Genomic DNA, 25,201 nt, shown 5'->3' with positions numbered 1-25,201 from the left:
GAGAATTCTACCCACTTGCAACCGATTACAGCCAACCGCTGCCCGCGCCGGCGTGGGCGCGCCCGCTTCATATAGGAGAATTCATGGGCTTTCTCGACGGTAAACGTATTCTGCTGACGGGTCTCTTGTCGAACCGCTCGATCGCCTACGGCATCGCCAAGGCATGTAAGCGCGAAGGCGCCGAACTCGCATTCACCTACGTCGGCGATCGCTTCAAGGATCGCATCACCGAGTTCGCCGCCGAGTTCGACAGCGAACTCGTGTTCCCGTGCGATGTTGCCGACGACGCGCAAATCGACGCGCTCTTCGCGTCGCTGAAGGAACACTGGGACAGCCTCGACGGCCTCGTCCATTCGATCGGCTTCGCTCCGCGCGAGGCGATCGCCGGCGATTTCCTCGACGGTCTGTCGCGCGAGAGCTTCCGCATCGCACACGACATCTCCGCATACAGCTTTCCCGCGCTCGCGAAAGCCGCGCAGCCGATGCTCTCGAGCGATGCTTCGATCCTCACGCTCACCTATCTCGGCGCAGAGCGCGCGATTCCGAACTACAACACGATGGGCGTCGCGAAGGCTGCGCTCGAGGCAAGCGTGCGTTATCTCGCGGTGTCGCTCGGCGCGAAGGGCGTGCGTGTAAACGGCATCTCGGCCGGGCCGATCAAGACGCTCGCCGCAAGCGGCATCAAGGGCTTCGGCAAGATTCTGGATTTCGTCGAGCAAAGCGCACCGCTCAAGCGCAACGTGACGATCGAACAGGTCGGCAACGCGGGCGCGTTCCTGTTATCGGATCTCGCGAGCGGCATCACGGCCGAGATCATGCACGTCGACTCCGGCTTCAATGCGGTGGTGGGCGGCATGGCGGGCGGCGAAGGCGAGTAAGGAGTAAGCGCGCGACGACGCGTTGCGTTGCCGCCGCGCGGCCGCCGCGTCATGCGGCGACGCTGATCTGCCGCCGCGCGCCGCCAACGGCAGGATCAGTGGCGCCAGCCGTTATGCCTGCCGTTGTCCCAATGACCTCGATCCCAGCCGGGGCCGCGGCCGTGACGGCGATACCACTCGTCGCGCCCCCAGTAGCGGCGGCCATCCCAGTAACGGTCGCCATGCCAGCCGATCGTGACCACGGGGGCCGGCGCGTACACGGGAGCCGGCGTATAGACCGGCGCAGGCTGATAAACCACCGGCGGCGGAGGCGGCGCATAAACGGGCGCCGGCGCAACATAGACCGGCGCGGGCACGCCGACATTGATGCCAACGTTCACGCCGGCCGATGCGGCGCCGGACGCGAACAGCGCAGTAAAACCGATGGCGAGCGACGCAGCGCGCAGGATTTTCATGGACTCCTCTTCGGGTTGGTTCGTTTAAATCGACTATAGCCGCAAGCATCCACCCCGCATATTTCCACTTTGTAAGAACTGATGCGCCGCGTCGCAATGTGAACGAATCGCTAACTATTCGTAACATTCGGGATCGGAAAAGCGCACCGCCAAGCACCCTCAACGGCCTGCACGCCCGCCCAGGCAGCCCGGTGCGCAACGGCGGCGGCTATTCGCGATTGCGCTCGCCGCCGGCATTCCGGCAGGCCACCGCTGGCAACTTCATATCGGCCCATTCGCTCAATTTCCGGGCACCTGCGTCCACCGGCTCTTCAATCGCAAAACCAACTCCGTTCGCAAGGCTTCTTACCGGCAACGCAGCGATCTTCCCGGCAGCGTCTGCCAACCCCGAATGTCCGCCCACCGCCTCGATCCTGCTCTTGACCAGGGCTCTCACGATCGACGCCGCAACTGGGCCGGCCACTCCCACCGCGCTTTCCGCCAATTTTCCGGGCGACACCAGTTTTGCCAGCATGAAACGATAAAAGCGAACCGAATCCACCGGCAGCAGCGCGATTTTCCTTGCAACATTGGCAGCCAGATCAGGTGCGCTGACTTGCTTTAATTTGTCATATTCCCTCTCCCAATCCCTGCGCCCAAGCAGCCATAAAGGGCCAAAACGTCTGGCGGAATACTCGATATAGTAGTAAAGAAAATCCTGCAACATGCCCAACGGAATGCGCGCTCCGTTTGCCATGGATTTTTCGATAATGGATCTAAACGGTATCACCACCAATGCGTTTCGCACGGTTGCAGTTTGCCCCAGCAGAAATTTTTGCCATGCTTTATTTATTATATTCGGCGACATGGCTTCCATAACCTGCCTTACCGGCCCGACCAACTCATTTCGATTCGGCGCCAAATAATATCGATCACCATCGTCGAACGGAACGAGACCAAGCGACAGAAGCTGTCCGCCACCCACATCGGATGCTTGCTCGATGCCCGCAAAAGTCGCGGCCATCTTGGCCGTTTCACTCAGTTCGACCCTGATGCTATCCGATTTCTTGAAATGCTCGGGAATCGGATTTTTAAATATATCGGCCACCATGCCCGGAATGGATTTCACCCCGCCGCCCGCTGTTGCAGCCAAATAATCCAATCGCTTGGCTTTCCGAAGCACGGCCTTCATTGTTTCGCACGTTTCTCCTTTTGCCGCAAGTCTGCTGCAAACCTGTGCGTAATGTGGCTCGCACCCGCTGAATTTTTCCGCGTCCAGCCTTGCCATCAGCGATCTCAGATACGAGAACATCGCCTCGGATTCCGGTATGTCGATCGCGTATGAAAAAAATGCCGCCGCCGGCGCAGCCGCGTCGGTGTGTGGCCTCGGCACGATAGTCGCGAGCCCTTCCAACGTCGAACCCGGTTGCGGACGGCACGCAATCGGCTTGCCGACGGATATCGACATCACGCCACCGGTTTGGGATGTATACGGCTCATCCGGGATATGAATTACAGTTGAATTTTTATTTCCGACCGAATGGTCAATCAATACCGACGTATTTTTTTTCATGAAATTTTATAAATTACAGATCCAGAATCCAGCTCCCATCCCCAGATATGGCCACATGGAATACCGAATACATCGCCGATCAATACTCGGTTCGCCGCCTCTCTCGGTAACAGCGAACATGCCATCCGTATCGTCTCGGGATTTTTATGAAATATGAATGCGATAAAGAAAAGTGCACCCACCATTTTTCCAACAAAGCCTTGCAGCCTTCATACACTATCCACGCAGGCGAATCCTGTCATTCGCCTCTCACGAAACCGCTCCAATTTCTCCGAAAGCCACACCGCCGCTCACGAACTATTGGCAATTGCCCTTCGTCCACACTTCGTGCACGCCCTTTTCCGCTTATCTGCCGAGTCGATTTTCTTTTCAATTAAAAGAATCGACTGTCCGGCATGCCCGGACCAATAACGGCGATTGCGACGCGCGCTCGACGTCCGGTACAGCGTGCCGTTGCCCTCATTACCGTCGTCCGCATACCCGCCGACCTAAGCCCGCGCGACTGATTTTTTATTTTCTTTAATTTTTTTGACTTTTCGTTGGAAAGTAATATCGGAACGCGCGCGCGCGGAATAATTCAGCACTTGGACTGAATCGATCATGAGCTATCGCACCGAGGAGTTCACCGGGCTGCGCGGCGCAGCCATCACGCTGGTGATCGTCAGTTACGCGGAACATACGGCGGCGAACGGCTATCACGGCTGGCTCGCCGCGCTGCGTGGATTCGTGAACGGCCGCCTCGGCGTACTCATCCTTTTCGTGCTGAGCGGCTTTCTGGTTATCGACTTGTTGCAACGCGAATGGCAACGTGCCGGCAAATCGATTGACCGGTCTTTTATTTAAGGCGCATGCCGCGCATTCGGCCGGCGTTCTATACGTATATCGGCGTCGCGAGCATCCTCGCCGCCACCGGCATACTCGACATCCATCACCGCCAGCTACTTTATGCCGCCGGCCCGACGGGCAACGCCACCGGCCTCCCTCCGCCCATGAAGCCGTGCGGCCACTTCCCGTTATTTCGACAAACGTTCGAAGAAGCGATGCGCGAGTTCAACGATCCAATCTTTGTCGTTGTCGAGCGTCGCGACATGATACGAGTTCTCCAGCCATATCAGCGTTTTGTCGGCGCTGCCGATGCCGTCGACGATCACGTTGCCGTTGTCGGGTGGCACGACGTGATCCTCCGTCGATTGCAGCACCAATGCGGGGCATTTGATTTCCGGCAGCAGATCGCGCGCGACCGACATCAACCCATAGATCTCAGCCAGCGTCGACGTCGGAATCTCGTCGTAGGCGAGTTCGGTGACGCCCTCGGCCTTGATGTCCGCGCCGATGGTGTCGAAAAAACGCGGCGCCGACCGGTCGTAGGCTTTCGCGGCCAGCGCGGGCGCGCCGAAATACACGCATGCATTGATCGGCACGATTGCCGCGATGTCCGGATGACGCGCAGCCGACAGCAAGGTCAGACACCCGCCCATCGATAGCCCCATCATGAAGATCCGCTTGCACCGTTGCCGCAGCGTACCGAGCGCTTCGTCGATACTGTCGACCCAGTCCTGCGCGCGCGTGCGGCCCATCTCTTGCGGACTCAAGCCGTGGCCTGCCAGCCGAGGGCCGAGCACGGTATAGCCGCCGATTCGATGCAACTGCTCGGCCACATACCGTACGCTCTGCGTCGAGCCGGTGTAGCCGTGCGAAATCAGAATGCCGGTGGAACTGCCTCGAGCAGGAACGGCTCGGCGCCGTCAAGAACGGGGTGGGAAGTCATCAGATCGGCCTCGCGTTGGTTTGATCGAACGAAACCGGCGCCGTTGCATCGGGCATGGTGTGCCGCCGAGCGCCGCATATTCGAATTGCGTCATGATATTTTCGAATTCGCGCCTATTATTGTTCATATAATTTCGTTCCCAGACCTATCGTAAACCCTTATTCCAGACGAAGGCGCGTTGTGCCAGCTTCTCCCCGTCCGGCAACCCTTCATCATTTCGTGCCGATTCGACCAAGATATGCGCCGAGTGTCAGCATGGCCTTCATCAGATTGCACCGCCCCAAACTCAGCATGCGCACACCTGCGTACCGCGTGACGCACGCCGAAACATCGGCCGTTTGCTTGCCGCGTCACAGCCAAACTTTTTGCGGATTCGGCACTTCTACCCGCATGCGGCGCCCTAAAAACGCGCCATGAGCGGATGCTTTGCCATTTCGGATTCCAGCGCATCGATGAACGCGCGCTCAGCTTGATTCATCCGGCGCTCAGGATTCCACATCAAAAAAATATCGACATCGGCCAGCCCCTCCTCCGGAGGCAACGGCCAAAGCCGCCGCTGTGCCACGTCGCCCTGCACGACATGCGCCGGCAAACACCCAATCCCATACCCGGCAATAATCAAACGCCGTATTTCATCCACGCTTGCGGAGGTCGCCACGATTTCGCCGAACAACCCTCGCTCTTCACGAAACGCCGCGAGCGACGACAAGGCTCCTCCGATCCGATCGCTGTGGAAAGAGACGAAGTGCTCGTCGCGCAGATCGCCGACCGTCAGATTTGATTGCCCGAACAATCGATGGCTCGGGCCGCAATACATTGTGTAGCGCTGGCGCAGAAAACAGCGATATTCGAGCTTGCCGGCCGGTTTGCGGCAAAGCGTGAACCCGCATGTAGCGACTTTTTGCTCTAACGCCGCCAAGATGTCCGCCGATGCGGCGACATCGATACTAATCCTCACCTTCGGATAGATTTGATGAAAGTCCCGCAGAAACCTATCGTAGACGGACGACTCCAACCGGCTCACGCATAGCAGGCGAATCGAACCGGCAATCTCGTCGTCCTGATTTCCAAGAACCGTATCGAGTCTCGACATATGGCCGTAAATCTCGGTTGAGATCTGGTAAATCTCGCGCCCCACTCCGGTCGGCTCGAACCGCGCGCCGCCACGTTGGACCAGTGTGCACCCGACCGTGTCCTCGAGCCGCTTGAGCGCGGCGCTGACGGCCGACTGCGTCAGATGCAGCCGCGCCGCCGCGCGACTGATGCTTTTCTCCTGCATGATGACCTGGTAAGTCCGCAAGAGATTCCAGTCGATGCGATCCATCAGGAAGGGGGCAACATTCGGCACCTGAATTACCTCCGGAGAGATGCTCTTCGGAATCCGCAATCGATTGGAAAAGCGCGCACCTGAAAAAAAATACATCCGCCGTTTCAGCGTGCGGCAGCACGTCCGTCCTCGGCTTTCCCGCGCCGTTTGCGACGCCCGGCCCAAGGACAGGTTATCGCACCGCCATTACGATTCGCGCGCGCTCCGAACCCGGGCAGCGTCGCGCATCGTCAAGCCGGTTTCGCGGAATAAAAAGCGCGATCGTGAAGTCGATCGCGGAAGCCGCTTGCTTGGAGGCAGGGGCAAGCCAGCGGCGAAAAATTAAAGGATGTCTAATCAAAATCCATCTCGAGAAAGTGCCGGACGCCCAATCGTCCGGCACTGATACCGGTGCGAATTCATTGAAAAAAGGCCGTGCGCGCCTGCGCACGGCAAACCCATCCGTACTCAACCGACACGATTTCACGGATGGAACACCAGAGTGGGGCCTGGTGAGAAAAAAACAGACATGGAATTGCATTCGACCGGAACCAGATCACGGCAGCGCCCATCCCGGCACTGGGAGGACATCGGATCTCGCATATTTCGAGCGCTCGGAATATGTTCTCGAGACAAAGAAACAGAACACCCACTCGCGAAGATTTTGGACCCGGAACCGGATCAGGTCGGCCGTGCTTGTTCGAAACTTCACAACACGATTCCGGCTGATTTCGTTGACACTTTCCCGCATACGGCCACTGCCGGCACGCAGCAAAACACCGCACATCCACATCCGGTCAGGAGCAAGTCGTTTCATTCGTCGATTGGACACGCAGGTGACTCGAATTGGCGAGCGAGAATTGGAATAATGGATGAACGGCCAACCGGACCGTAAACAATTACCCCGATCCGATCATTAAAAACTCAAATGAATTCAATGAAAACCAGAAATTCGAATCAATCAGACGCAGATTTGATTTGCATTCGTTACACCCAGCACCAAGCAAATCAAAACATCCTTATATTTATCAACAGCGGCGCGCGACCGTCAAACAATTAATATTTAATTTAAATATTCACGGCATCGATATTCAAGCGAGACGCGCCCTCGACATTTCCTGTCGATAAACTATCGCCGCAAACACCAGCCATCATTCACCCGAGCAGCCGGCGAATTTGATCGGAGGCAAACATTTCCGTCCGATTTCGATCGAATGATCCTTCAATCAAGCATCCATATACCGCCCCGGAGCCCGCCCTTTGCATGCGTCGTGCCAATAAAAACGGTTATTGCCACGCGTGTGCTCCCGGCGCCGTCGCGAACCCATCGCGATTGCAGTGCCGTTACGTCTAGTCGTGACTATTCTCACGGTGTTGTTGAAACAACAAACCGCGCGGCAACCGATCCTCCATTGAACCGGATGCAATCATCGGGCATCGGCCGGCGTTCGTGATGGTCACGAAATACGCGACATTCGCGAATGCCGGCCGATATCCCGCACACGGTGCCAGGCGACGCCGACCCGCATGCCCGCCTACATCGGCACCCGATCGCTGCTCCCGTCAAGGCTTGCGAGGTGCAAGGCCGATATAAGTCACTCGCTTGGGATCGCTTTTGTCGACGACAACCCGAACCCGTTCGCCCGCACGCGGCATATTACCGAGATCGACGTATTGCCTAATGGTGAGCTCTCTTTGTCCGCCGCGGTCGTCGACGCGCAAGACGATACGCATTAGCGGCACCTGGTTGAGCGTCACGCCGGTTTGCGAAATTTCCACGACTTCGGCATCGGCGGAATATCCGTCCTTGATCGCGGGATCCGCATGCGCGGCCGAGATGATTTTGGGCAACCCGAATGTCACCCCAACGATCAGCGACACCATGGCGATCGTGACGATCAAACTGATGGCCGACACCACCGAAAACGCCAGCATCCGCTTGCCTCCCGGCAGCGTTCCGACATGCGCCTCACGCTGCGTTTGCACCCGCGCTTCGTTCATCCAGCTCTCCATCTAACGGCACGCGTGCGCGAACGCCGTAATGCGGATAACTCGGACGGCCAGACGAAGGGGCAGAAAATCATTAGGGCTTAGCATCCTGCACCCCCTTCGTTTCGTTGCTATTGCTGGGCGTGCGCACCGAGTCGACGATCTTGTGCGTCTGCGTTTGCGCCGACTGGATCGCATCGTTCGTCGCCGAATGCACACCCTGGCTCACCTGCGACTGCACCGCGTTCGATACCTGACTCTTGACCGATTGAAGGATCTGATCGAACTGCGCATATGCGCTTACCGAAACCAAACCGATCAGGAGTCCAAAAGTTGCTTTCTTCATGATACCAACCTCCAATTCAAAAAAATGAAACCGTGGTGCCGCCGCGCCGCAACCGTGCGAACGCGCCGGCGCGGTTCGTTGCCCGCCTACTTCGTCGTTCTGAACGGAGCGAAAAAGTTCGACGGCATCTCCTGCGGAAACCCGACTGCAACGGTGGGACGCAAATCGTTCATGTTCACGTTGAAGTCGTAAGTCCGCTGCCGCTGCTGAGCATCCTGGTGAGCAGCGACCTGCCGATCGACGGCCGACTTGATATTCGACATGTGGTCGAGCATCTTGCCCCCAACCTGCTGAACGTGGCCGATCAGGTTGCTCGCATTGCTCGATGACGCCACCGACATATCCGAGATCGAGCTGATAAACGGCTCGGCCATCGAGCTGCTGGCGTTCTGGCCATACGCGTGCGAATCGCTGCACGCCGCGAAGATCTCCTTGGGATCAATCATCTGCTGCTCCTTTCAAGTTCGCGCCTTGCGGCGCATATCGATGCAACTCGTGCATCACGATGGACACCTGAATGACTGCAGGATGCCCGACCAGATCGGCGAAGGCGCTGTCAACGCCTGCCATTCCAGGCGAACCGTGCCAAGGCTCGTCTCATACAGCCTTTCGCGGCGATCCGCCGTTCCACCCACCGCCTGCCCCGCATCGAAGAAGCGGAACAGCGCCCAGGGGCCATTGAACTGAAGCGAAGTCAGCCGTCCATCGACCGATTTCAGTTGCAGCGTGATAGCGAGCTTGCCGCTCTGGCCGTTCCAGTCGACGCGTTGCGGCGTGGTTATACCGTGCGCATAACACACGGTCTGTCCACCGATGGTCAATTGGGCTTCCGAGAGCTGCGAGTCCATGTCGATGAAGCGCAGCACCGCCGAGATGCGCAAATGACCGCCCTCGTCGAGCGTCGCGCCGCGAATGCGGTCGGCCATTTCATAGGACCTCAGCACGCTCGGGCTCACCATGCCAATCGTCCCGCCATTGACGGGCAGCGCCCGCCACGGCGTGGCCGACGTATCGACATACGACGCGAGATGGTCGCGGAAATACGCCGCCATCACGCCCTGCGCACTGAACAGCCGCTCGAAATCGTCGACGCCGGCATCGATCTGCGAGTTGCGGCGAAACGGATAGCGGCCGGTGAAACCCGTGCTGCATACCACCGACGTCGCCCCCGCCGCCCCCCGGCTGAGCAGCGCGCCCGATTCGCGGGTCGACATCGTGCTGCCGCTGCCGATCAGGTCGAGCATGATGTTGCGCACCGGATCAGGTTGACGCGCGGCGGTTTCCTTGAGCCGCGCAAACGCGTCGTATTGCGCGGGCAGCACCTGCCCCGCCTGCAACGCGCCATTCACGAGCCCCAATTGGCGATACAGCGGCTCGAACAGCCGGCCGAGCGGATTGCTCGAAGCCGTGTTGCGATTGTTGAGCTGCGCGGCCAGTTGCCGGATCGCCTGAAAATGATCCTCGACAACGTGCTCCGGCAACAACAAGGTCCGATAATGCTGGCCGCTCAACTCTCCGACGATCTGGCGCCGCCCCTTCTCGAACCGATATTTCTGCCGGTCGATCCAACTATCGATGTTGCCTTCGTCGCTCGCCCCCGTCAGCGTGGTCTCGCGCGCGGCGAAACGCAGCAGGCTCGCCAGCGGCGATTGCGAATCCATCATCGCGGCCGCCAGTTGCGACGCATCGTCCAGGCCCGTGACGTTGCGCACCGTGACGTCGTCGAGGAAATGCTGCCAACTCGCGATGTAGTCCTGCAGGAACTGCGCGCGGGTGGAATCGGCAAGCTTCTGCACCAGCCCGTCGATCTGGAAGCTGTTGCCATGCAACGTCTCGTCGCGCAACACCCAGCTCTCCTCTTCGAGCATCGCTCTCGCGCTCTTCTCGAGGCGCGGCACGAATACGTCCGTGTAGCCGGCGCGGGTATACCAGCCTGAGACGGCGACGTCGGTGGACGGGATATTGCTGCGCATTCGCAGACTCATCGCCGATTCGAAGCCCGCCGCGCGCGACAGCGAAATATCGTTGACCTGCGGCGGCAGCCCCTGCGCACGGATATGCTGGAGCACCCGCGTCACAAGCGGAAGCTGCGCGGCCATGGCGCGCGCGGAACGCACGAGATTCGCGTCTTCCGGCGTGCCTTGCAGCTTCGGCAAATTGATCAGCTCGCGCACGTGCGCCATCAGCGCATTGCGATCGTCATCGCTGTATTGCTGGCCGCCCGTCAGGCTGTCCCAGCGGCTGTTGAGCCAGCGCACGACATCGTCCGCATTGCGCCGCGCGGGCCGGCACAGCATCAGATAAACCTTGAGTGTCTGGTAGATGTCGCCAGGTGTGCCGTTCGTCTGTGCGACCAACGTGCGCCGGACTTCGTTGTACAACTCCGGCATCAGCATCTTCTGCAATTGACGATGATAGGTGTCGAGCGCGGCGTCGGCGACAAGCCCGTGTTCGAAATACGGGGTCGCCATGCCTCGTCCCGCATCTTCCGCCTGAGCCTGCGCATAACGCATCTGGCCTGCGACGTCGAGCAGCGGCGAGCCGCCCTCCGGGCCGTAAGCCGCCTGCGTTTGGGCAATGCGCTTCGCTTCGCTGAACTGCGCCCATACGTCGTCGAGATAATTTCGCTCAGCAAAATATCCCCAGCCGAACCACAGCAGCAAGCATACTGCCAATGCCGGCGCGACGATCCAGCTCGCGATCCGGCCGAGCCGGCCGCGCCACGACTTGACGCCGCCCGGCCGAACCGCATCGCGCTCGAGTGCGACCTGACGGAACAACGGCGTCCAAAGCGCGCTCAACGGCCGGGTCGGCTCGGGCCCGCCGCTTGCGCCGGCACCCGCGCCGCCGCCCGCGGCGGCAAGCTCGGCCATCGAGCCCATCCACACTCCGCGCAGCCGCGAGGCCGCATGATTCTCACCAGGCGCGATCGCAATCTGCAACCAGACCAGCAGCGCCTTGTGCAATTGGCTAAGCGTCTCGACAAAGCGCAATTGCGCGTAGTTGGCCGCCACTTCGGTTGCTGCAGGCGCGGAAAACAGCACTTGTTGCTGAACGCGCTCTTGCAGACGCTCCAACTCGCCTTTCCAGCGCGCGCTCGCCGCCGACGCGTTCGCCTCGATCGCGTCGTCTGGCAGACAGAAGCCGACGCCGCCCGCCCAGCGATCGGCATCCATCAGCGACAGCGTCGAAACAGCGCCGTCGAGCTTGTCGATACCGTTCAGCGCGACATACACCTGCGCTTGCTGACCGAATACTTCGCGCATTTCCGCAAGCCGCCGGTGCACGATGTCGGCGAGGCGCTTGCGCGTGTCCTGCGGCAAATCGATCATCGACGCGCTGTCGACGCACAGCACCACGCCGCTGACCGGCGCGCTGCCGCGCAACCTATGCAGCCCGCGCAGCAGTTTCTTCCATGCTTCGAACACCGAATCGTCAATGCCGTCGCGTATATTCCAGCGTCCGCCGATGTCGAACCAGACAGCGCCATGCGTGATGCGGAAATTGAAATCCTCGCCGCGGCTGCTGAGCGGATCGACCGCGACCGCGCGCTCCTCGTCGGAGCCGGCCGCATGCACCGCCTTCGCGACAAGGTTGGTCTTGCCGCTGCCTTCGGCACCGAGCACGAGATACCACGGCAGCGTCGCGCGATGCTCGCGACGCAGCACGCCCAGCCAATGTTTCCAGCGGCTGCGAGGCTCGCGCAGCCAGTGCGCCTTCAACTGGCGGTCCAGATCGCCCAACCGCTCGTCGACGAAATCGGCGCGTGCTGCCGGCTTGGGCGCGCGCACCTGACGCGGACTCATCGCGAGCCGCGCCCACAAGCGGCCGAGCGTCGGCCACAATCCCCAAGCGAGTACGCAGGCAACCAGAATCTCGCGCACCCAAACCGGCCCGAACGGGTGGTAGATGCCGATCGCGAACAACGGTCCCACCCACCAGATCGCGATGGCAATCAGCACCGCGACGAAAAACCGCAAGCTGGTTCGTATCATGGCTGCTTCTCCTGCGTGGCATAGGGCGACTGCCCTTCGGGCGCGATCACCACACCTTCGGGCATCGCCGGGCGCGCATTCGCGTCGGTGCCCGGCGCTGAAGATGCGTCCGTGCGCTTCGCGCCGGCCGCAATGACCTTCCACAGCACGTCGACCCGGCGGTTGCGCTCATAAGCGGCCGGCGTATGCGCAGGATCGATCGGTTGCGTATCGCCGCGGCCGGAATATTCGATATTGCGCTGCACGGCGTTCTGAGGCGCACGCGCGCCGCCCGGCAACGCGGTCATGCGCAACTCGTCGGCCACGGTGCGCGCGCGCGCCTCGGACAGCGCCTGATTGTCCCGATACTGGCTGGTGCGGATCGGCTGCCGATCGGTGTGTCCGATCACTTCCAGATCGCCAGGCCACGGCGCGAACGCGAGACCAAGCCGCTCGATGTTGTGCTCGAAGTCCGGGCGCACCTTCGCCTGTCCGATATCGAACGCGCCGTCGCTGCGGAACACCAGCAGCCAACCTTGCGGATGCTTGTATGCCGTCAACCACCCTTCGGTGAGCAGTTGCGGCAACGGCGGCGGCAGCGTTTCCGCAATGTTGATGGTGCGCGTGGGCGGCATCCACGCGGCGAGCGCATCGCGCACCGGCCGGCCCTGCGCGCTCAGCACGGCGCTGATGATCGCGTAAGCCAACAGCGCGGTGACCAACGCGGCTACCCCGGCGCGAAACGGCGTCCACCATCTACGCCGCGCGCGCGCGGGCGTGAGCAGGTCCGTGCCGAGCAGCCCAGGCGGCATGTGATGCCAGATCAGCGCGTGCAGTTGCGAGCGCAGATCCTGCAGCAACACGTCGCCGCGATCCAGTATCCGGTAGCGCCCCTGCCAGCCGAGCGACAGGATCAGCTCGTAAAACGCGAGCAACTGCACAGGCGGCTCCTCGGCCTTCATCCAGCGCGACAGATCGGAGAAAGCGTCTTCGCCGCCCCATGCATCGTCATGAAATTCCACCAGCAGGCTGCGCTCGCCGTCATACGGCTCCTGCGATGCAGCCCGCGCGGCGTCGTTGACGCGCTCGTCCAGATACGTGCACAGCAGATACGACGCATCGCGGATCTGCTCCCACGCGCAACCCGCGCTCGCGAGCCGCTCCCGGTACAGCCTGACTTCGAGCCCGAGCTGCGTGCGCACCGCAGATTGATTCAGAGGCGGGTTCGAGAGATGACGCTGCAGTTGCAGAATCGCAGGCAACGCATGTGAGACGAACGGATTGCTCCAGCTCGCCGATTGCTGCCCGGCCTTCAGGATCGCCGCCTGCCCGCCGGGCTGGCTGTACACCACGGGAGCAGCATCCGCGCTGTCCTGCGGCGCGCGCGCACCGCCCGGCGGCTCCGGAAAGCGCAATACCGCATGATCCCGGGCCGGCGCGCCATCCTGCGGCGCCGACGGCGCAAGCTCGGTAACCGTGGTGGCGCTCGAGGCCGATGCTGCATTGACGAGCGACGACACGGTCGGAACGCGCGTCATCAGATCGGGATTCGCCATCGCCCGATCAACCAGATGGGACGCCGACGACGCCCGCCTGATCGCAGAGGAGAAATTTCTGAGCAGATTCATGATGAATAGCGTCCTTGTCGTAAGCTCACGCCACCTTGCCGTCTCTCAATCCCCACGCTTCGAAACGAAGCTCGGGAAAATCGCCGACGATGCGCAGCGCCATCGCAGAGCCGGCGAGCGTCTGTGCCCAGAACGGATCGGTCGACTCGACTTCGAAGTAGATGCTCTGGGCGTAATAGGGAATCTGCCGCGGCGGGTTCGGCAACGGCAGCAAACGCGCGCCCGGCAGTTGCAGATCCACGAGTTTCTGGATCTGCTCGACTGCGCCGAGCTTGGTTTGCTGGGGCAGGAGTTGACGCAGCTTGTCCGCCGGCATCGCAGCCGATACGGCGAACACCAGCTTCTTCAGATTCCATTGCTTGTCGACGACGCAGATGTACACTTGGTCGCCGCGATCCTCGAAACGCAACGGCAGCACCGGCGTTTCGATTACCCGCGCCAGCGCGCGGCGCAACGTCGCGGCGAGCGGTTCAAAACTGCTTTGCAAATCGTCGTGCCGATAGTTGAACTCGCGATCGGCGAGTTCGTCGTCGACGCCCGGCAGCACGCTCAGGCGCCCCAGCAACCCGACCAATTCGTGATACAGCATCGCGGGCGGCAGCGGATCGAATGCGTCGAGATTTGCAAGACGCATCCGGTATTCGGCAATCGCCTGACGCAACATCAGCTCGATCAGGTCCGCGATGCCGCCGCCTGCCGAGAGCACGCGCTGCCCGGACGTGCTCGCAAGACGCACGCGCAACGTACTCTGCAGCTCGTCGATCAGCGACTTCAGCACGACATGCGCACGCGTATCGAGCAAAGGCGGCACGAAACGCGGGTCCAGCAACACCGCGCGGCTCGCGCTGCGCCCCGCCACCCGCGCGATGGGCAGCGCGACTTCGTCGGAGCGCAGTTGCGATTTCCAGCACAGGCGCGTGATCAGTTGGCCGGTCTCGATCGTCAGGTTGCGCGGCGTGCCGGGCGCATCGAGGCCCACCGCCAAGTCCGGCACCTCGGTTGCCATCGCGCGATAGCGCGACGCGGACGCCACGTCGCCGAACGCCATTTCGGGGCCGCCGCTGCGTGCGGCCTGCACGGCGAAACAAACGATGTCGCCCGCCTGCGCGTGCTCGGTTTCCAGCGGCGCGGGCAACGGATCATAGGACGGCACCGAGAACGCCGTGCCGTCCTGGAATACGCCGCGCGCGCGGCGCAACCCGAGCCTGCCGAGCCCGAGCCCGTCCTGATCGACGTCGAGCATCGTGAAACCCCAGCCGTGATTCGACGTTTGACCCAGCCGCAACGCGATCTGATGAGAAAGATGGCGCTCGAGTTGCTGGAAATGCTGGGTTTCGATCAGCATTCCATCGCTCCACGCGACCGGTCCGACCGGCAGGCTGCTCATTGCTTGACTCTCTTTGCGCCCGACGACGCACTGCGTTTATTGAACTTCGTGCCAGCACCCACGCCGTCCGGCACGACTGGCACATAGGCTGCGACGGGCACGGGCCCCGGCAGCAGCGCGTTATAGATGCCGCCCGCATCGAACCACACCGCGAGATGAATCACCCCGCTTCCATCGACACGCAGGCGCAGCGGTGCGTACTGCGCCGGGCGCTGCGCGTAGTCCGCATCGGCGACGAGCCAGATCTCGCCCTTGGTGGGCACGTCGATCCAGAACTGCAACACCTGATTGGGCGCGATCACATGACGCGACGAACTCACCACCGCATCCTGATCGCGGCCGGCGCACGACGAATCGCCGGCGCTTGCCATCGGCACCCAGTCAGCCATGCGCACGATGTACACGCACGTCTCGACCGGGCGCGGCTCGCCGCTTGGACTGAGGTTCAAACGGCTGCCCCCGATCAGCGTGACGTGCAACTGGCGCGGCTCGACACTCTTCGACGACGAGAAGAGCCCGCAGCCGGCCAGCGCGCAAAGCGCGAAAGCCACGAAGATCGAGCGAAGCATGTTCATTAGCTGAGGGTCATGGTGATGGTCTGAGACGGAACGATGGTCTGCCCCGCCGTGTTCTGGTTGTTCGGCATGTTGGTATCCGTCAGCCGGGTTTCCGGCGCACCCTGGATCAACACCTTGCCCGAGCCCGTCACATGGCGCGATTGCGACGCCACCGTGCCCGACGCCACGCCACCCATCGAGCCGCCCTCGTCGCCGTGCGTCACCGGAATGATCGTGTTCATGTTGTGCGCCGGCCCGCCGTTGATCAGCATGTTCGGCACGTTCGGCACCGCCTCGGGCTTGTTCGCGATATTCGAATACGACACCGGAATGCCGAGCGGCGGGGTCTTGCAAACATCGGCCCCCGACAGCGCCATTCCGCCTGCAGAGCAATTAGAAAACATCACATCCTCCCATTTATGCTGGGCTCAGCCCATATGAATCTGCCCAGCGTCCATCTTGAGCAGCGACTCCGATTTCACACACGCGCTCTTCGCATGCATGCTCATGTGCCTATCCGCGTGAACGAACGAGTTACCGGCGTGCACGGTGTCCGTGCCGCTCACGTGCGCATGCCGCTCCGCGGCTGCCTGCGTCACCACGCTTGCGCGGCTCGCGAGATGCGCGCTTTCCAGATGCAGACGGTCACGCGCCTGCACTTCGATGTCGTGCGCATGCAGCCGCACATGGGCCGAACCGAAGTCCAGCGCGATATCGCGCGCCTCGACACGGCGCTCGAGAATCGCCAGCACCCAGCAGCGGCCGGACGCCCGATAGAGTTGAACCAGATCGTCCGGTTGCGGCTTCACGATGCAACTGACCGCGACGCTCGCGAGCACCGGCTCGCCGGATTCCGTGACGACCCACCACGCGCCGTCGGCCGGCTCGCGCACCCGGGCGATGGTCATCGGCTCGCTGAAGCCGGCTTGCGCCGGGCGCCTGAGCAGCGATGCGACTGTCCCAGGGAGTTCATCGTCCTGATTGAGAATCCGTGTCTCACGAACGGGAAGCGAATGAAGAACTGTCATCGTCATACTCCTCTTGCTCCAGGCTGAGTCCGCTGCCGCCACAAGTGGTCGTCCTCGGCGGCAGCCTCATCGAAAATCGCTTGCCGCGTATTCGCGGCGAGCCACGCTTGTTTCGGCTGGCCGATCAGCAGGCCGGATCGGCAATCGCTGCCTTTCAGATCGACTTCGTCGAGCCTCGCACCGCGCGCATCGAGCCCTTGCAGATGCGCTCCGGACAATTGAACGCGCGAGAGTTGCGCATGACGAAACGCGATACGCGGCGCATGCAGGCGCAGCAGATCGCTGTCCATCACACTCGCGTGATCGAAGATCGCCTGCGGCAATTCGGTATCGCGCACCATCAGGTTGTTGACCTTCGCGTGATCGAAGCTTGCGAGCGGCAACCGGCTTGCGCCGATGCGCCCGCTCGACCAGGTGGAATGCGACCAGGCGGCCTGCTTCAGCTCGCATCCGTGCAGGGTCATGCGTTCGATTTGCGAATCGATCCAGCGCACGTTGATACCCCGGCACTTCGACAGCGTGCACCGGCTGCAGCCGCTCTGCCCGACAATGAAGTTCTCAAGCTCCGTTGCCTGGATCTCGATGCCCGCGATCCGCACGTCGATCCACGACGTATCCGACCAGCGCCCGCCGCTCACCGCGATGTCCGTGAATTCGCTGGCGACAAACGACACGTGCGCCGAGCGCACCGCGTCGAACTGCCAGCTCGAACCGGTCATTTTCGAGAAGATCGCATCGCGCATCAGGCTGTCGGCCCATACGGCATCGGCTATCTCGCCGCCGGTAAACGACACGCCGCGCTGCACGCAGTCTTTCCATCGGGTCGCGCCAACGCGGCAATCCTCGTAGATCAGATTGATCAGCTCGCATCCCTCGAAAAGGTTCGAGTCGAACCGGCAATTGACGAAGCGCAGGTTGGACAACCGGCATCCGCGCCACGTCAGTTGATCGAAATGGCAATCCTCGTAGATCGTGTCCGACAGCTCCAGCTCGCGATGCGACGTCGTGTAATGCCGCCCTTTGATCACTTGCGGCAATGTCGGCGCAAGCATCGGCAATTGAGGCCCGTTCATTTTTCCCTCCCCGGCACATCGAGGCGGCCGACGTTCAAGTTACCCTGCCACGCCCTCGCGCCCGGCAAATGCGCCCACGACGTGCGTGCGCGGATCAGGTTGCAGTCGAACATGCGGGTCTCGCGCATGTCGGCGCCGTACAGCATCGCCTCCTTCAGCGAACAGCGGTCGAACGACGCGCCGACGAGCCACGAATGCGTGACGTTCGCGCCGTCGAGCAGCGTGCAAGTCCAGTTCGAGCGCTCTGCTTGCAGATGCTGCGCATTGAGCTGCATGAACGAGCAGTGATCGACCTGCACCGCGTCCGCGCGCAGATCCTGAAAACTCGACGAAGTGAACACGCAGTCGCACAGCTGCGCGTGATCGATCGACGTGCCGTGCGACAGCACCGCGAACGACAGCGTGCTGCGTTGCCATGCACTCGACGACAGATCGCTCAGCAAAATGCTCGGCTTGACCATCGTGCACTGGGAAAGAGTCAGCCCTGTCATCTTGCATTCGACGACGCCGAGATCGTCGGCCCGTACCCGGCTCCAGTTCCAATACCGCACATCGGTGCCGTTCCACGACACGCCCGACCAGACCATATCGCGCACGCTGCCGCGCGCGCCGCCGCAGCCTTGCATCGAAACCAGCGACCACGACCCGCCTTCGACCGTCAGTTCGTCGAAATAGCAATCCTCGATGTTGACGCGCTCCAGCACGACATTGCTCCACGCGCCGCGATGCAGTTGGCCGCGCACGATCGCGCCATCTCTCCAGACGGTGGCATCGAGCGTTGCATTGGTGAACGAACAATCGACCACGTGCACGTTGCTCAGCTCGCATCTGCGCCATTCGGTGCGATCGAGCCTGCAACGCTCGAATCGCACTTCGTCCAAGCGCCAGCCTTCGAAGCACAGTTCGGTCAGATCCGCGTCGCGCACCGTCACCCGCGCAAGTTCGCGAGAAGCCGCCTCGGCAAACCGCTGCCGCCAGTCGCTGCCGTCGGGCGGCGCGGCTGGCAAAGTCTCGCGCTGCATGCGCTCATCGAACGCATCCATCCGCGCGCGACCTTCACGCGCCTCGAGCAGGCCCAGACGGTGATGTTCGAGCCGCTCGGCGATCTCGTCGCGGCTGCGCGGCGGCGGCGAAAAGCGCGGATGATCGTCGGCGTCGAGAATCATCTCCCAGACCCAACCCTTGTCGACGGCCGGCATCAACGCATGGTCCGCCTCCTGCACCGGATCGGTCGAGGTCAGATCCGAGCGCAGCTCGGCAAAGCGCATCAACGCGTCGGCGTCGACCCGCTCGTTCACGTCCTTCAGCGCGGCGACCAGCATCTCCAGGCTGTCGTCGAGCAGATAGTCGATACCGACCGAACCGTTCCACCACAGCACGCCGATATCGTGGTCCGGCAAGAACCAGACGGTCTGCTGCTTGAGCGCCACTCGCTCGGCATGCGGCTGCTCGGTGCGCGTCACCAGCGCCACGGCGGTAAGCCGCGGCAACTCACCGGCATATCCGTCGCCCTGCGCGCCGAACCGGCTCAACTCGAAACGCGCGCCGCACGGCCAATCCTCGCGGCGCGACCATTGATCGGGCGCCGCCTGCTGGAAGTAACGCCGATCGACGCTTTCCGGCCAGCCCAAATGCGTGCCGTCATTGGCCATCGCGTCGAGCGAGCTGGGGCGGTTCGGCATCCATTGCCTGCGCTCCGGCCAGTCGCTCGCAAGCGCGCCCATTGCGGCCAACGGTTCGGGCCCGACGCCGAGCGAGCCCACCCGCAGCAGCGGCGCGGTACCCGACGCGATGCCCAGCGGGTTTTCGTTCGCGCTGCCCGCAACCGCCTGCGTCGGATCGATCGCAAGCCGCACCAGCGGCTCGGCCCTGGTGCGCCGATCGACCGGCGCGCGGCACGAAACAGTCTTGCGCACGCCGTCCAGCTCGACCCACGCGGCCCAGTCGACCGCGTGGCCGAGCGCGCCGGGCGGCACCCGGTGCACCGAATGCCCGACAAGCAGCCATTCCGCGCACTGCTTAGGCATTGCCGCTTCGGCAAGCGGCACCGACGGCGCGGCCGCCTTCAATGCCTCCCAGACGGCGGCCTCGTGAACGAGAATCGCCGGATCGCTGAGCCGGAAGCCAACGCCCAAACTGAGCGCCATCATCGGCTGCGAGCCAATCTGGGTGCGCGTCGTCGCGACGAGCACGGACTGAGGTTTGACATGGCGAATTGGCATTAGCTTTTCACCTGCATTCCAAGCTTTTTCAAATCCACGCCGACATCGGAGTAGCTCACGCCGGTATAGGAGTACGCGAACCCCGTGACCGACACATCGCTGCCCTTCGTCGATACGCTCGAACCGGTGCTGCTCACCGCGCTGCCAGTAGTCGACATGCTCGAGCCGGTCACGCTCGTCGAGCTGCCCGTCACCGACGTCGACGTGCCGGTGATGCTGGTCGACGTGCCGGTATTCGACATCGACGAGCCGGTAATGCTCGTCGAGCTGCCGGTTACCGACGTCGACGTGCCGGTCATGCTGTTGGACGTGCCCGTGTACGACAGCGACACACCCGTCATGCTTTGCGACTGCCCCGTCTCCGAGATGCTGGTGTCCGTTCTGGAGTACGAAATGCCCGTCATGCTGTTCGAGACGCCCGTCACCGAATTGCTATGACCGGTCACCGACGTCGATACGCCGGTAAATGACGTGCTCACGCCGGTGAAACCCGTGCTCACGCCGGTGAACGACGTCGATACGCCGGTAAAGCTGGTGCTCACGCCGGTGAACGACGTCGATACGCCAGTGAAGCTGGTGCTGATACCCGTAAATGACGTGCTCAACCCGGTGAAGCTCGCCGACACGCCCGTGAAGCTCACCGACAGACCGGTGTAGGACACCGAGATCCCCGTGAAGCTGACCGAGATCCCGACAACCGACGTTGACGTGCCCTTGACGCTCAGATTCAGATCCTGGCCGATCGCCGTGGAGCTGTTGCGCTCGACGGTATGCTGCAAATCCCGCTCCGCATGGACCATCACGCGTTCCGCGCCGCGCTGATCGTCGAACGTGATCTGGCTGGCGTTCTGATTAGTGCCTGCGCGCTTGATCGAGCGCGACACCAGCCCCGTATAGCGGATATCTTTCGGCAAATCGTATGGCGTCGGATTTTCGCCGTTGTAGACGATCCCGGTTACGAGCGGACGGTCGAGATCGCCATCGACGTAGGTAATCAGCACTTCCTGGCCAACCCGCGGCATCGCGATCACGCCCCAGCCCTTGCCCGCCCATGCCTGCGACACCCGAATCCAACACGACGCATCGGCTTCCGTCGACTTGTAGCGATCCCAGTGGAAATGCACGCGGATGCGCCCGAGCTTGTCGGTATAGACCTCCGACACCTCCGGCCCGACCACCGTCGCGCTCTGGATGCCCGGCACCTCCGGGCGCGGGGTCGTGAGCAGCGGACGATACGGCCGGTCGTCCGCGAGCGCCTGGAACTTCACCGTGACGTTACGGCCTTGCGACGTACTGTCCGGCCCATCCTGGATGAAGGTCAGGTCGCTGTTGAATACGTAGTACCGGCGATTGCGCATTACGGCCGGATGCCCTGCCAGCGTGAACGCCCGCCCGGTCGCAAGCCCGCGTGCATTCGCCTCGCCGATCAACACGTGCGAATCCGCCTGGAACGCCTCGAGCCGCAGCCGCGCGAGACGCTCACCGGTCTGCTCGTTCTGATAGCCTGTCGCATAGTCGTAATACTGCAGCTGGATGCCCGACAGCGCGGGCTCCGGCGGCGTCTGTGCATCGCTGTCGAGCCGGTTGGACGGAATCCAGTAATTGAAGTCGCGCAGCGCGACGTTGTTGGAGCGCACCCGCCGGGTACGCTGCAGCCGCTGCACCCCTTCGCGCCCCTGAATCGCGCGCTCTTCCTCGCCGTCAGGCAAATACAGCATCTGCCCATAGGGAAACGGCATGTCTTCGAAGCGCTGGGTGTCGGACAGCACCACGACGTGCCGATCGTCCTCGTGCTCGACCCAGAAATAAATGCCCTCGTCCTCGAGCAAGCGCTTGATGAAATTCAGATCGGTTTCCTGAAACTGCACGCAATACTCGCGCTCGTCATACGTGCTTTCAAGCTCGAAGCGATAATCGTCGCGCCGGTGGCCCTGGAAGACCTGCTCGACGATCTGCGGCACCGTCATGTTCTGGAAGATCCGGCTATTGCGGTTCTCCTCGAGAAACGACAGCCAGCTTCTCAGATCCAGCGTGTACGTGTACTGGCCGCTCAGTTGGCCCGTGTCGTAGCCGCCGAAGATCACCGTGTTGAAAGTCCGCACCGCGCCTGCGCCCAGATCGATGTCGGCCGACAGCGGCGCGCCGAGCATCGCATCCAGATCCAGCTCCGGGTCGCGGCTGAGCAGATCGAGCCGATAAGACGGCTCCTGCGAGAATCGCTCGTGAACTTTCAGCGCCAGCGCAATGCAGCTCGGATCGACTACATCGCTGCGCAATTCGATTAAACGCATGCCGTTTCCCCCTTCGATCCGGCATCGGCCGGAAACTCGCCCTCGCAAACAGCGCCTTCGACGTCGGCCGTCGCCGCAGCGGTTTCAGCGACGTGCGCCGCCTCGGCCTCGGGCGCCGCCTCGGGCAACGCCGCCGCGTCGTTCAGCACTGCTGCGTCGTCGTCGAACGACAGCGACAGCGTGTCGCCCGCCGACAGCCGCACGATCTGCAGCGACCGGTCCTCCGCGCGCGCGGCCAGCACGCCGCGCGCCACGGCCGGCATCACGTGCTGACGCAGCAGGTCGCGCACCGCGCGTCCGTTCGACGGGTGCCGCGCCACCGCGCGCGCGATCCAGTCCGCCACGCCTTCGTCGACACGCCATGCCAGCCCGTTCTGCGCAAGACGCTCGCCGATCTCGTCGAGCGCCTGCCGAGCAATGCCCGCCAATGCGTCGTGATCGAGCGGCCGGAACACGACGATCTGGATACGGCCGAGCAGCGCCGCGGAAAAGCGCCCTTGCAGTCGCTCGCGCACCAGCGACTCGAGGTTGGCCTGCGAAGTTTGCGGATCCGCTTCGCACGCCGCCTCGATATCCGCATCGCCGAGATTGGTGGTCAGCAGGATCAGGCTGTTGCGGAAACTGATCCGCCGCCCTTCGCCGTCTTCCATCCAGCCCTGGTCGAACACTTGGTAGAACACCTCGTGGATGTCCGGATGCGCGCGGTCGAATTCGTCGAGCAGCAGCACGCTATACGGCTTCTTGCGGATCGCCTCGGTCAGCCGTCCCCCCTTGCCGTAGCCGACGTAGCCGGGCGGCGCGCCTTTGAGCGTCGACGCGGTGTGTGCTTCCTGAAACTCGTTCATGTTGAATTGCACGAGATTGCGCTCGCCGCCGAACAGCAACTCGGCGAGCTTCGCGGCCGCCTGACTCTTGCCGGTACCGGTCGGCCCTGCGAGCAGCATCACGCCGAGCGGGCGCTCGGGGTCGCCGAGCCCAGAGTGTGATACCTGCAGCACCTGCGCGATCGAGCGCAGCCCATGCGCCTGCCCGTGTATGCACTCGTTGAGCGAGCGCTCCAACTCGACGATGCGCTGTGCCTCATCCTGCGCGAGTTGCGTGACCGGCACACCGGTCCATTCGGACAGCACCTCGGCAATCACGTGCTCGTCGACCCACGGCCGCACCCAGCGTTCGGCATCGATGCGCGCCGCCCATGCGTTGCTGTCGGCTTCGTCCGCCTGCTCGGCCGACGGCGGCGCACTCAGCCGCGCGCGCCACGCTCGGACTTCCTCGCGCTCGCCCTCGACCGCCTTCTCGAGCGTGCGCACCTGCTGCACGAGTTCGCCGCGCCGTGCTTGCAAATCAGCTTCGTCGCCAGGCGTCGGCACGCCCATGTGCCGATCGTTCGCGCGCCAGTTAAGCGTCTGCTCGATCGCGAACGCCTGCTGCGCGAGCCGATCCAGTTCGGCGGGCGCGCAATTCTGACTCATTGCGACCCGTGCACACGCGGTATCCAGCAAGCCGATCGCCTTGTCCGGCAATTGCCGCGCCGGCAAATACCGGCGCGACAGCGCAACGGCGCTGCGCAGCGCGGCGTCGATGATATGCACGCCATGATGCTCGGCAAAACGCGGCGCGATGGTGCGCAACATGTCGACCGCGGCTTCGTCGTCCGGCTCCTCGACGGGAACCGCTTGAAAGCGGCGCACCAGCGCTGCGTCCGGCTCGATGTATTGCTTGTACTCCGACCACGTCGTAGCCGCCACCATCCGCAACTGGCCGCGAGCAAGCATCGGCTTGATCAGATTCGCGGCGTCGCCTGTGCCGGCCGCGCCGCCCGCGCCCACCAGCGTGTGAGTTTCGTCGCAGAACAGAATCACCGGGTTGGGCGCCGCAAGCACCGCGTCCATCACGGCCTTCAGGCGCTGCTCGAATTCCCCGCGCACGCCCGCGCCCGCTTGCAGCCTCGCCAGATCCAGCGCCCATACCTGCGCGCCGAGCAGGCCGGGCGGCACATCGCCGGCGTGAATCTTCTGCGCGAGCGCCTCGACCACTGCCGTCTTGCCCACCCCTGCTTCGCCGACGAGAATCGGATTGTTCTGGCGCCGCCGCGACAGAATGTCGATCACGGTACGCAGCTCGGCATCGCGGCCGACGACCGGGTCCAGTTCGCCGCGCGCCGCCTGATCGGTCAAACAGGTCGCCCATTTCGCGAGCGCGTCCGGGCTCGCCGCATCGGCTGAAGCATCATCCGCGAGCGCATCGTCGCCAGACGACGCGACGCATTCACCCGCTTCCGGCCAACTCGCCGCCAATGCTTCGTAGCGCTTGACGATTTCGTCCGTCGACGCACCCGTGATCCCTCCCGGCACGCGCTGTTGCAGCCAGCGCCGCGTGAGGTCGTCGTTCAGCCATGCAAGCAGCAGATGGCCCGAGCGTACCTTGCTTGACGGCGCGGCGACCTGACTCCAGATCACCGCCGGACCGACGCTATGCTCCAGCGCGCCGGAGATGTCGCGCAGCGATTCGCCGCTCACGTCGAACGCGTCGAGCGCCTTTTCCAGCCGGCGCTTCACGTCACCGATATCGTGCCCCCACTCCGCGAACAGTTTCGCGAAGTCGCTGCGCTCGCGTTGCAGCAGGCACAGTGCCCAGTGATCGAGATCGATGAAGGTATGCCGCCGCGATCGGCCCAGCGCCGTCGCATCGACGAGGGCCGCATAAGTCGTGCGGCCAAGACAATTAAAAATGCGTTCGCGATTCAC

General features: G+C 62.6%; 19 protein-coding genes. 2 read left to right on the top strand and 17 right to left on the bottom strand.

Going from position 1 to position 25,201, the window contains the following annotated elements:
- Positions 1–83 precede the first annotated feature (83 nt).
- Positions 84–878, top strand: a complete 795-nt coding sequence (fabI, locus tag WS68_RS18785) for an enoyl-ACP reductase FabI (RefSeq protein WP_059572226.1) — start codon at positions 84–86, stop codon at positions 876–878.
- A 95-nt stretch (positions 879–973) separates the two neighbouring features.
- On the opposite strand, the gene WS68_RS18780 is transcribed toward fabI, so the two are convergent.
- Both WS68_RS18780 and WS68_RS18775 read right to left on the bottom strand, forming a co-directional pair.
- Positions 974–1,333 (bottom strand): hypothetical protein, encoded by a 360-nt coding sequence (locus WS68_RS18780; RefSeq protein WP_059572171.1) that lies wholly within the window; start codon positions 1,331–1,333, stop codon positions 974–976.
- A gap of 208 nt (positions 1,334–1,541) precedes the next feature.
- Positions 1,542–2,885: a hypothetical protein gene (locus tag WS68_RS18775; RefSeq protein WP_156429576.1), complete on the bottom strand. Its 1,344-nt coding sequence runs from the start codon at positions 2,883–2,885 to the stop codon at positions 1,542–1,544.
- A 600-nt stretch (positions 2,886–3,485) separates the two neighbouring features.
- Here WS68_RS18775 and WS68_RS18770 point away from each other — a divergent pair.
- On the top strand, positions 3,486–3,728 hold the full coding sequence (locus tag WS68_RS18770) for a hypothetical protein (RefSeq protein WP_059572169.1): 243 nt from the start codon (positions 3,486–3,488) through the stop codon (positions 3,726–3,728).
- Between the two features lie 170 nt (positions 3,729–3,898).
- On the opposite strand, the gene WS68_RS18765 is transcribed toward WS68_RS18770, so the two are convergent.
- From WS68_RS18765 to tssH, 15 genes are all read right to left on the bottom strand, one after another.
- On the bottom strand, positions 3,899–4,543 hold the full coding sequence (locus WS68_RS18765; RefSeq protein WP_231753061.1) for an alpha/beta hydrolase: 645 nt from the start codon (positions 4,541–4,543) through the stop codon (positions 3,899–3,901).
- Between the two features lie 510 nt (positions 4,544–5,053).
- A complete protein-coding gene (locus WS68_RS18760) occupies positions 5,054–5,977 on the bottom strand; it encodes a LysR family transcriptional regulator (RefSeq protein ID WP_059572168.1) in 924 nt (307 codons plus the stop codon).
- Positions 5,978–7,522: 1,545 nt separating this feature from the next.
- On the bottom strand, positions 7,523–7,798 hold the full coding sequence (locus WS68_RS29030) for a hypothetical protein (RefSeq protein WP_059572225.1): 276 nt from the start codon (positions 7,796–7,798) through the stop codon (positions 7,523–7,525).
- A 244-nt stretch (positions 7,799–8,042) separates the two neighbouring features.
- A complete protein-coding gene (locus WS68_RS18750; protein ID WP_059516747.1) occupies positions 8,043–8,294 on the bottom strand; it encodes a hypothetical protein in 252 nt (83 codons plus the stop codon).
- Positions 8,295–8,380: 86 nt separating this feature from the next.
- A complete protein-coding gene (locus WS68_RS18745) occupies positions 8,381–8,740 on the bottom strand; it encodes a DUF6277 family protein (RefSeq protein WP_059572167.1) in 360 nt (119 codons plus the stop codon).
- A gap of 54 nt (positions 8,741–8,794) precedes the next feature.
- Positions 8,795–12,289 (bottom strand): type VI secretion system membrane subunit TssM, encoded by a 3,495-nt coding sequence (tssM, locus tag WS68_RS18740; protein WP_059572166.1) that lies wholly within the window; start codon positions 12,287–12,289, stop codon positions 8,795–8,797.
- Positions 12,286–13,839 (bottom strand): type IVB secretion system protein IcmH/DotU, encoded by a 1,554-nt coding sequence (gene icmH, locus WS68_RS18735; RefSeq protein WP_059572224.1) that lies wholly within the window; start codon positions 13,837–13,839, stop codon positions 12,286–12,288. Before icmH ends, tssM begins: the two co-directional genes overlap by 4 nt.
- 82 nt (positions 13,840–13,921) lie before the next feature.
- Entirely contained in the window at positions 13,922–15,283 is a 1,362-nt protein-coding gene (tssK, locus tag WS68_RS18730; RefSeq protein WP_059516742.1) for a type VI secretion system baseplate subunit TssK, read from the bottom strand.
- Positions 15,280–15,858 carry a type VI secretion lipoprotein TssJ gene (locus WS68_RS18725; RefSeq protein WP_082710147.1) on the bottom strand — a complete coding sequence of 193 codons (579 nt, stop codon included), beginning with the start codon at positions 15,856–15,858 and terminating at the stop codon, positions 15,280–15,282. Before WS68_RS18725 ends, tssK begins: the two co-directional genes overlap by 4 nt.
- Entirely contained in the window at positions 15,858–16,244 is a 387-nt protein-coding gene (locus WS68_RS18720) for a DUF4150 domain-containing protein (RefSeq protein WP_059572165.1), read from the bottom strand. The genes WS68_RS18725 and WS68_RS18720 overlap by 1 nt, the downstream gene beginning before the upstream one ends.
- A 24-nt stretch (positions 16,245–16,268) precedes the next feature.
- On the bottom strand, positions 16,269–16,868 hold the full coding sequence (locus WS68_RS18715; RefSeq protein ID WP_059572164.1) for a DUF3540 domain-containing protein: 600 nt from the start codon (positions 16,866–16,868) through the stop codon (positions 16,269–16,271).
- Positions 16,869–16,870: 2 nt separating this feature from the next.
- Positions 16,871–17,941, bottom strand: a complete 1,071-nt coding sequence (locus tag WS68_RS18710; protein ID WP_059572163.1) for a pentapeptide repeat-containing protein — start codon at positions 17,939–17,941, stop codon at positions 16,871–16,873.
- Entirely contained in the window at positions 17,938–20,157 is a 2,220-nt protein-coding gene (locus tag WS68_RS18705) for a DUF2169 family type VI secretion system accessory protein (protein WP_059572223.1), read from the bottom strand. The genes WS68_RS18710 and WS68_RS18705 overlap by 4 nt, the downstream gene beginning before the upstream one ends.
- 5 nt (positions 20,158–20,162) lie before the next feature.
- Complete coding sequence (locus tag WS68_RS18700) at positions 20,163–22,454, bottom strand: type VI secretion system Vgr family protein (protein WP_059572162.1); 2,292 nt, start codon at positions 22,452–22,454, stop codon at positions 20,163–20,165.
- Entirely contained in the window at positions 22,445–25,201 is a 2,757-nt protein-coding gene (gene tssH / locus WS68_RS18695; RefSeq protein WP_059572161.1) for a type VI secretion system ATPase TssH, read from the bottom strand. The genes WS68_RS18700 and tssH overlap by 10 nt, the downstream gene beginning before the upstream one ends.

Origin of the sequence: Burkholderia sp. TSV86, from assembly GCF_001522865.1 — a bacterium.
Classification (GTDB): domain Bacteria; phylum Pseudomonadota; class Gammaproteobacteria; order Burkholderiales; family Burkholderiaceae; genus Burkholderia.
The sequence above is the reverse complement of the archived record's forward strand: the minus strand, read 5'-3'. Positions and strand labels throughout refer to the sequence as shown.

What these genes read in the sequence shown, in the direction of transcription:
- fabI (WP_059572226.1), top strand. Translation starts at nt 84, where the DNA reads ATGGGCTTTCTCGACGGTAAACGTATTCTGCTGACGGGTCTCTTGTCG.
- WS68_RS18780 (WP_059572171.1), bottom strand. Translation starts at nt 1,333, where the DNA reads ATGAAAATCCTGCGCGCTGCGTCGCTCGCCATCGGTTTTACTGCGCTG.
- WS68_RS18775 (WP_156429576.1), bottom strand. Translation starts at nt 2,885, where the DNA reads ATGAAAAAAAATACGTCGGTATTGATTGACCATTCGGTCGGAAATAAA.
- WS68_RS18770 (WP_059572169.1), top strand. Translation starts at nt 3,486, where the DNA reads ATGAGCTATCGCACCGAGGAGTTCACCGGGCTGCGCGGCGCAGCCATC.
- WS68_RS18760 (WP_059572168.1), bottom strand. Translation starts at nt 5,977, where the DNA reads ATGGATCGCATCGACTGGAATCTCTTGCGGACTTACCAGGTCATCATG.
- WS68_RS18750 (WP_059516747.1), bottom strand. Translation starts at nt 8,294, where the DNA reads ATGAAGAAAGCAACTTTTGGACTCCTGATCGGTTTGGTTTCGGTAAGC.
- WS68_RS18745 (WP_059572167.1), bottom strand. Translation starts at nt 8,740, where the DNA reads ATGATTGATCCCAAGGAGATCTTCGCGGCGTGCAGCGATTCGCACGCG.
- tssM (WP_059572166.1), bottom strand. Translation starts at nt 12,289, where the DNA reads ATGATACGAACCAGCTTGCGGTTTTTCGTCGCGGTGCTGATTGCCATC.
- tssK (WP_059516742.1), bottom strand. Translation starts at nt 15,283, where the DNA reads ATGAGCAGCCTGCCGGTCGGACCGGTCGCGTGGAGCGATGGAATGCTG.
- WS68_RS18725 (WP_082710147.1), bottom strand. Translation starts at nt 15,858, where the DNA reads ATGAACATGCTTCGCTCGATCTTCGTGGCTTTCGCGCTTTGCGCGCTG.
- WS68_RS18720 (WP_059572165.1), bottom strand. Translation starts at nt 16,244, where the DNA reads ATGTTTTCTAATTGCTCTGCAGGCGGAATGGCGCTGTCGGGGGCCGAT.
- WS68_RS18715 (WP_059572164.1), bottom strand. Translation starts at nt 16,868, where the DNA reads ATGACAGTTCTTCATTCGCTTCCCGTTCGTGAGACACGGATTCTCAAT.
- WS68_RS18710 (WP_059572163.1), bottom strand. Translation starts at nt 17,941, where the DNA reads ATGAACGGGCCTCAATTGCCGATGCTTGCGCCGACATTGCCGCAAGTG.
- WS68_RS18700 (WP_059572162.1), bottom strand. Translation starts at nt 22,454, where the DNA reads ATGCGTTTAATCGAATTGCGCAGCGATGTAGTCGATCCGAGCTGCATT.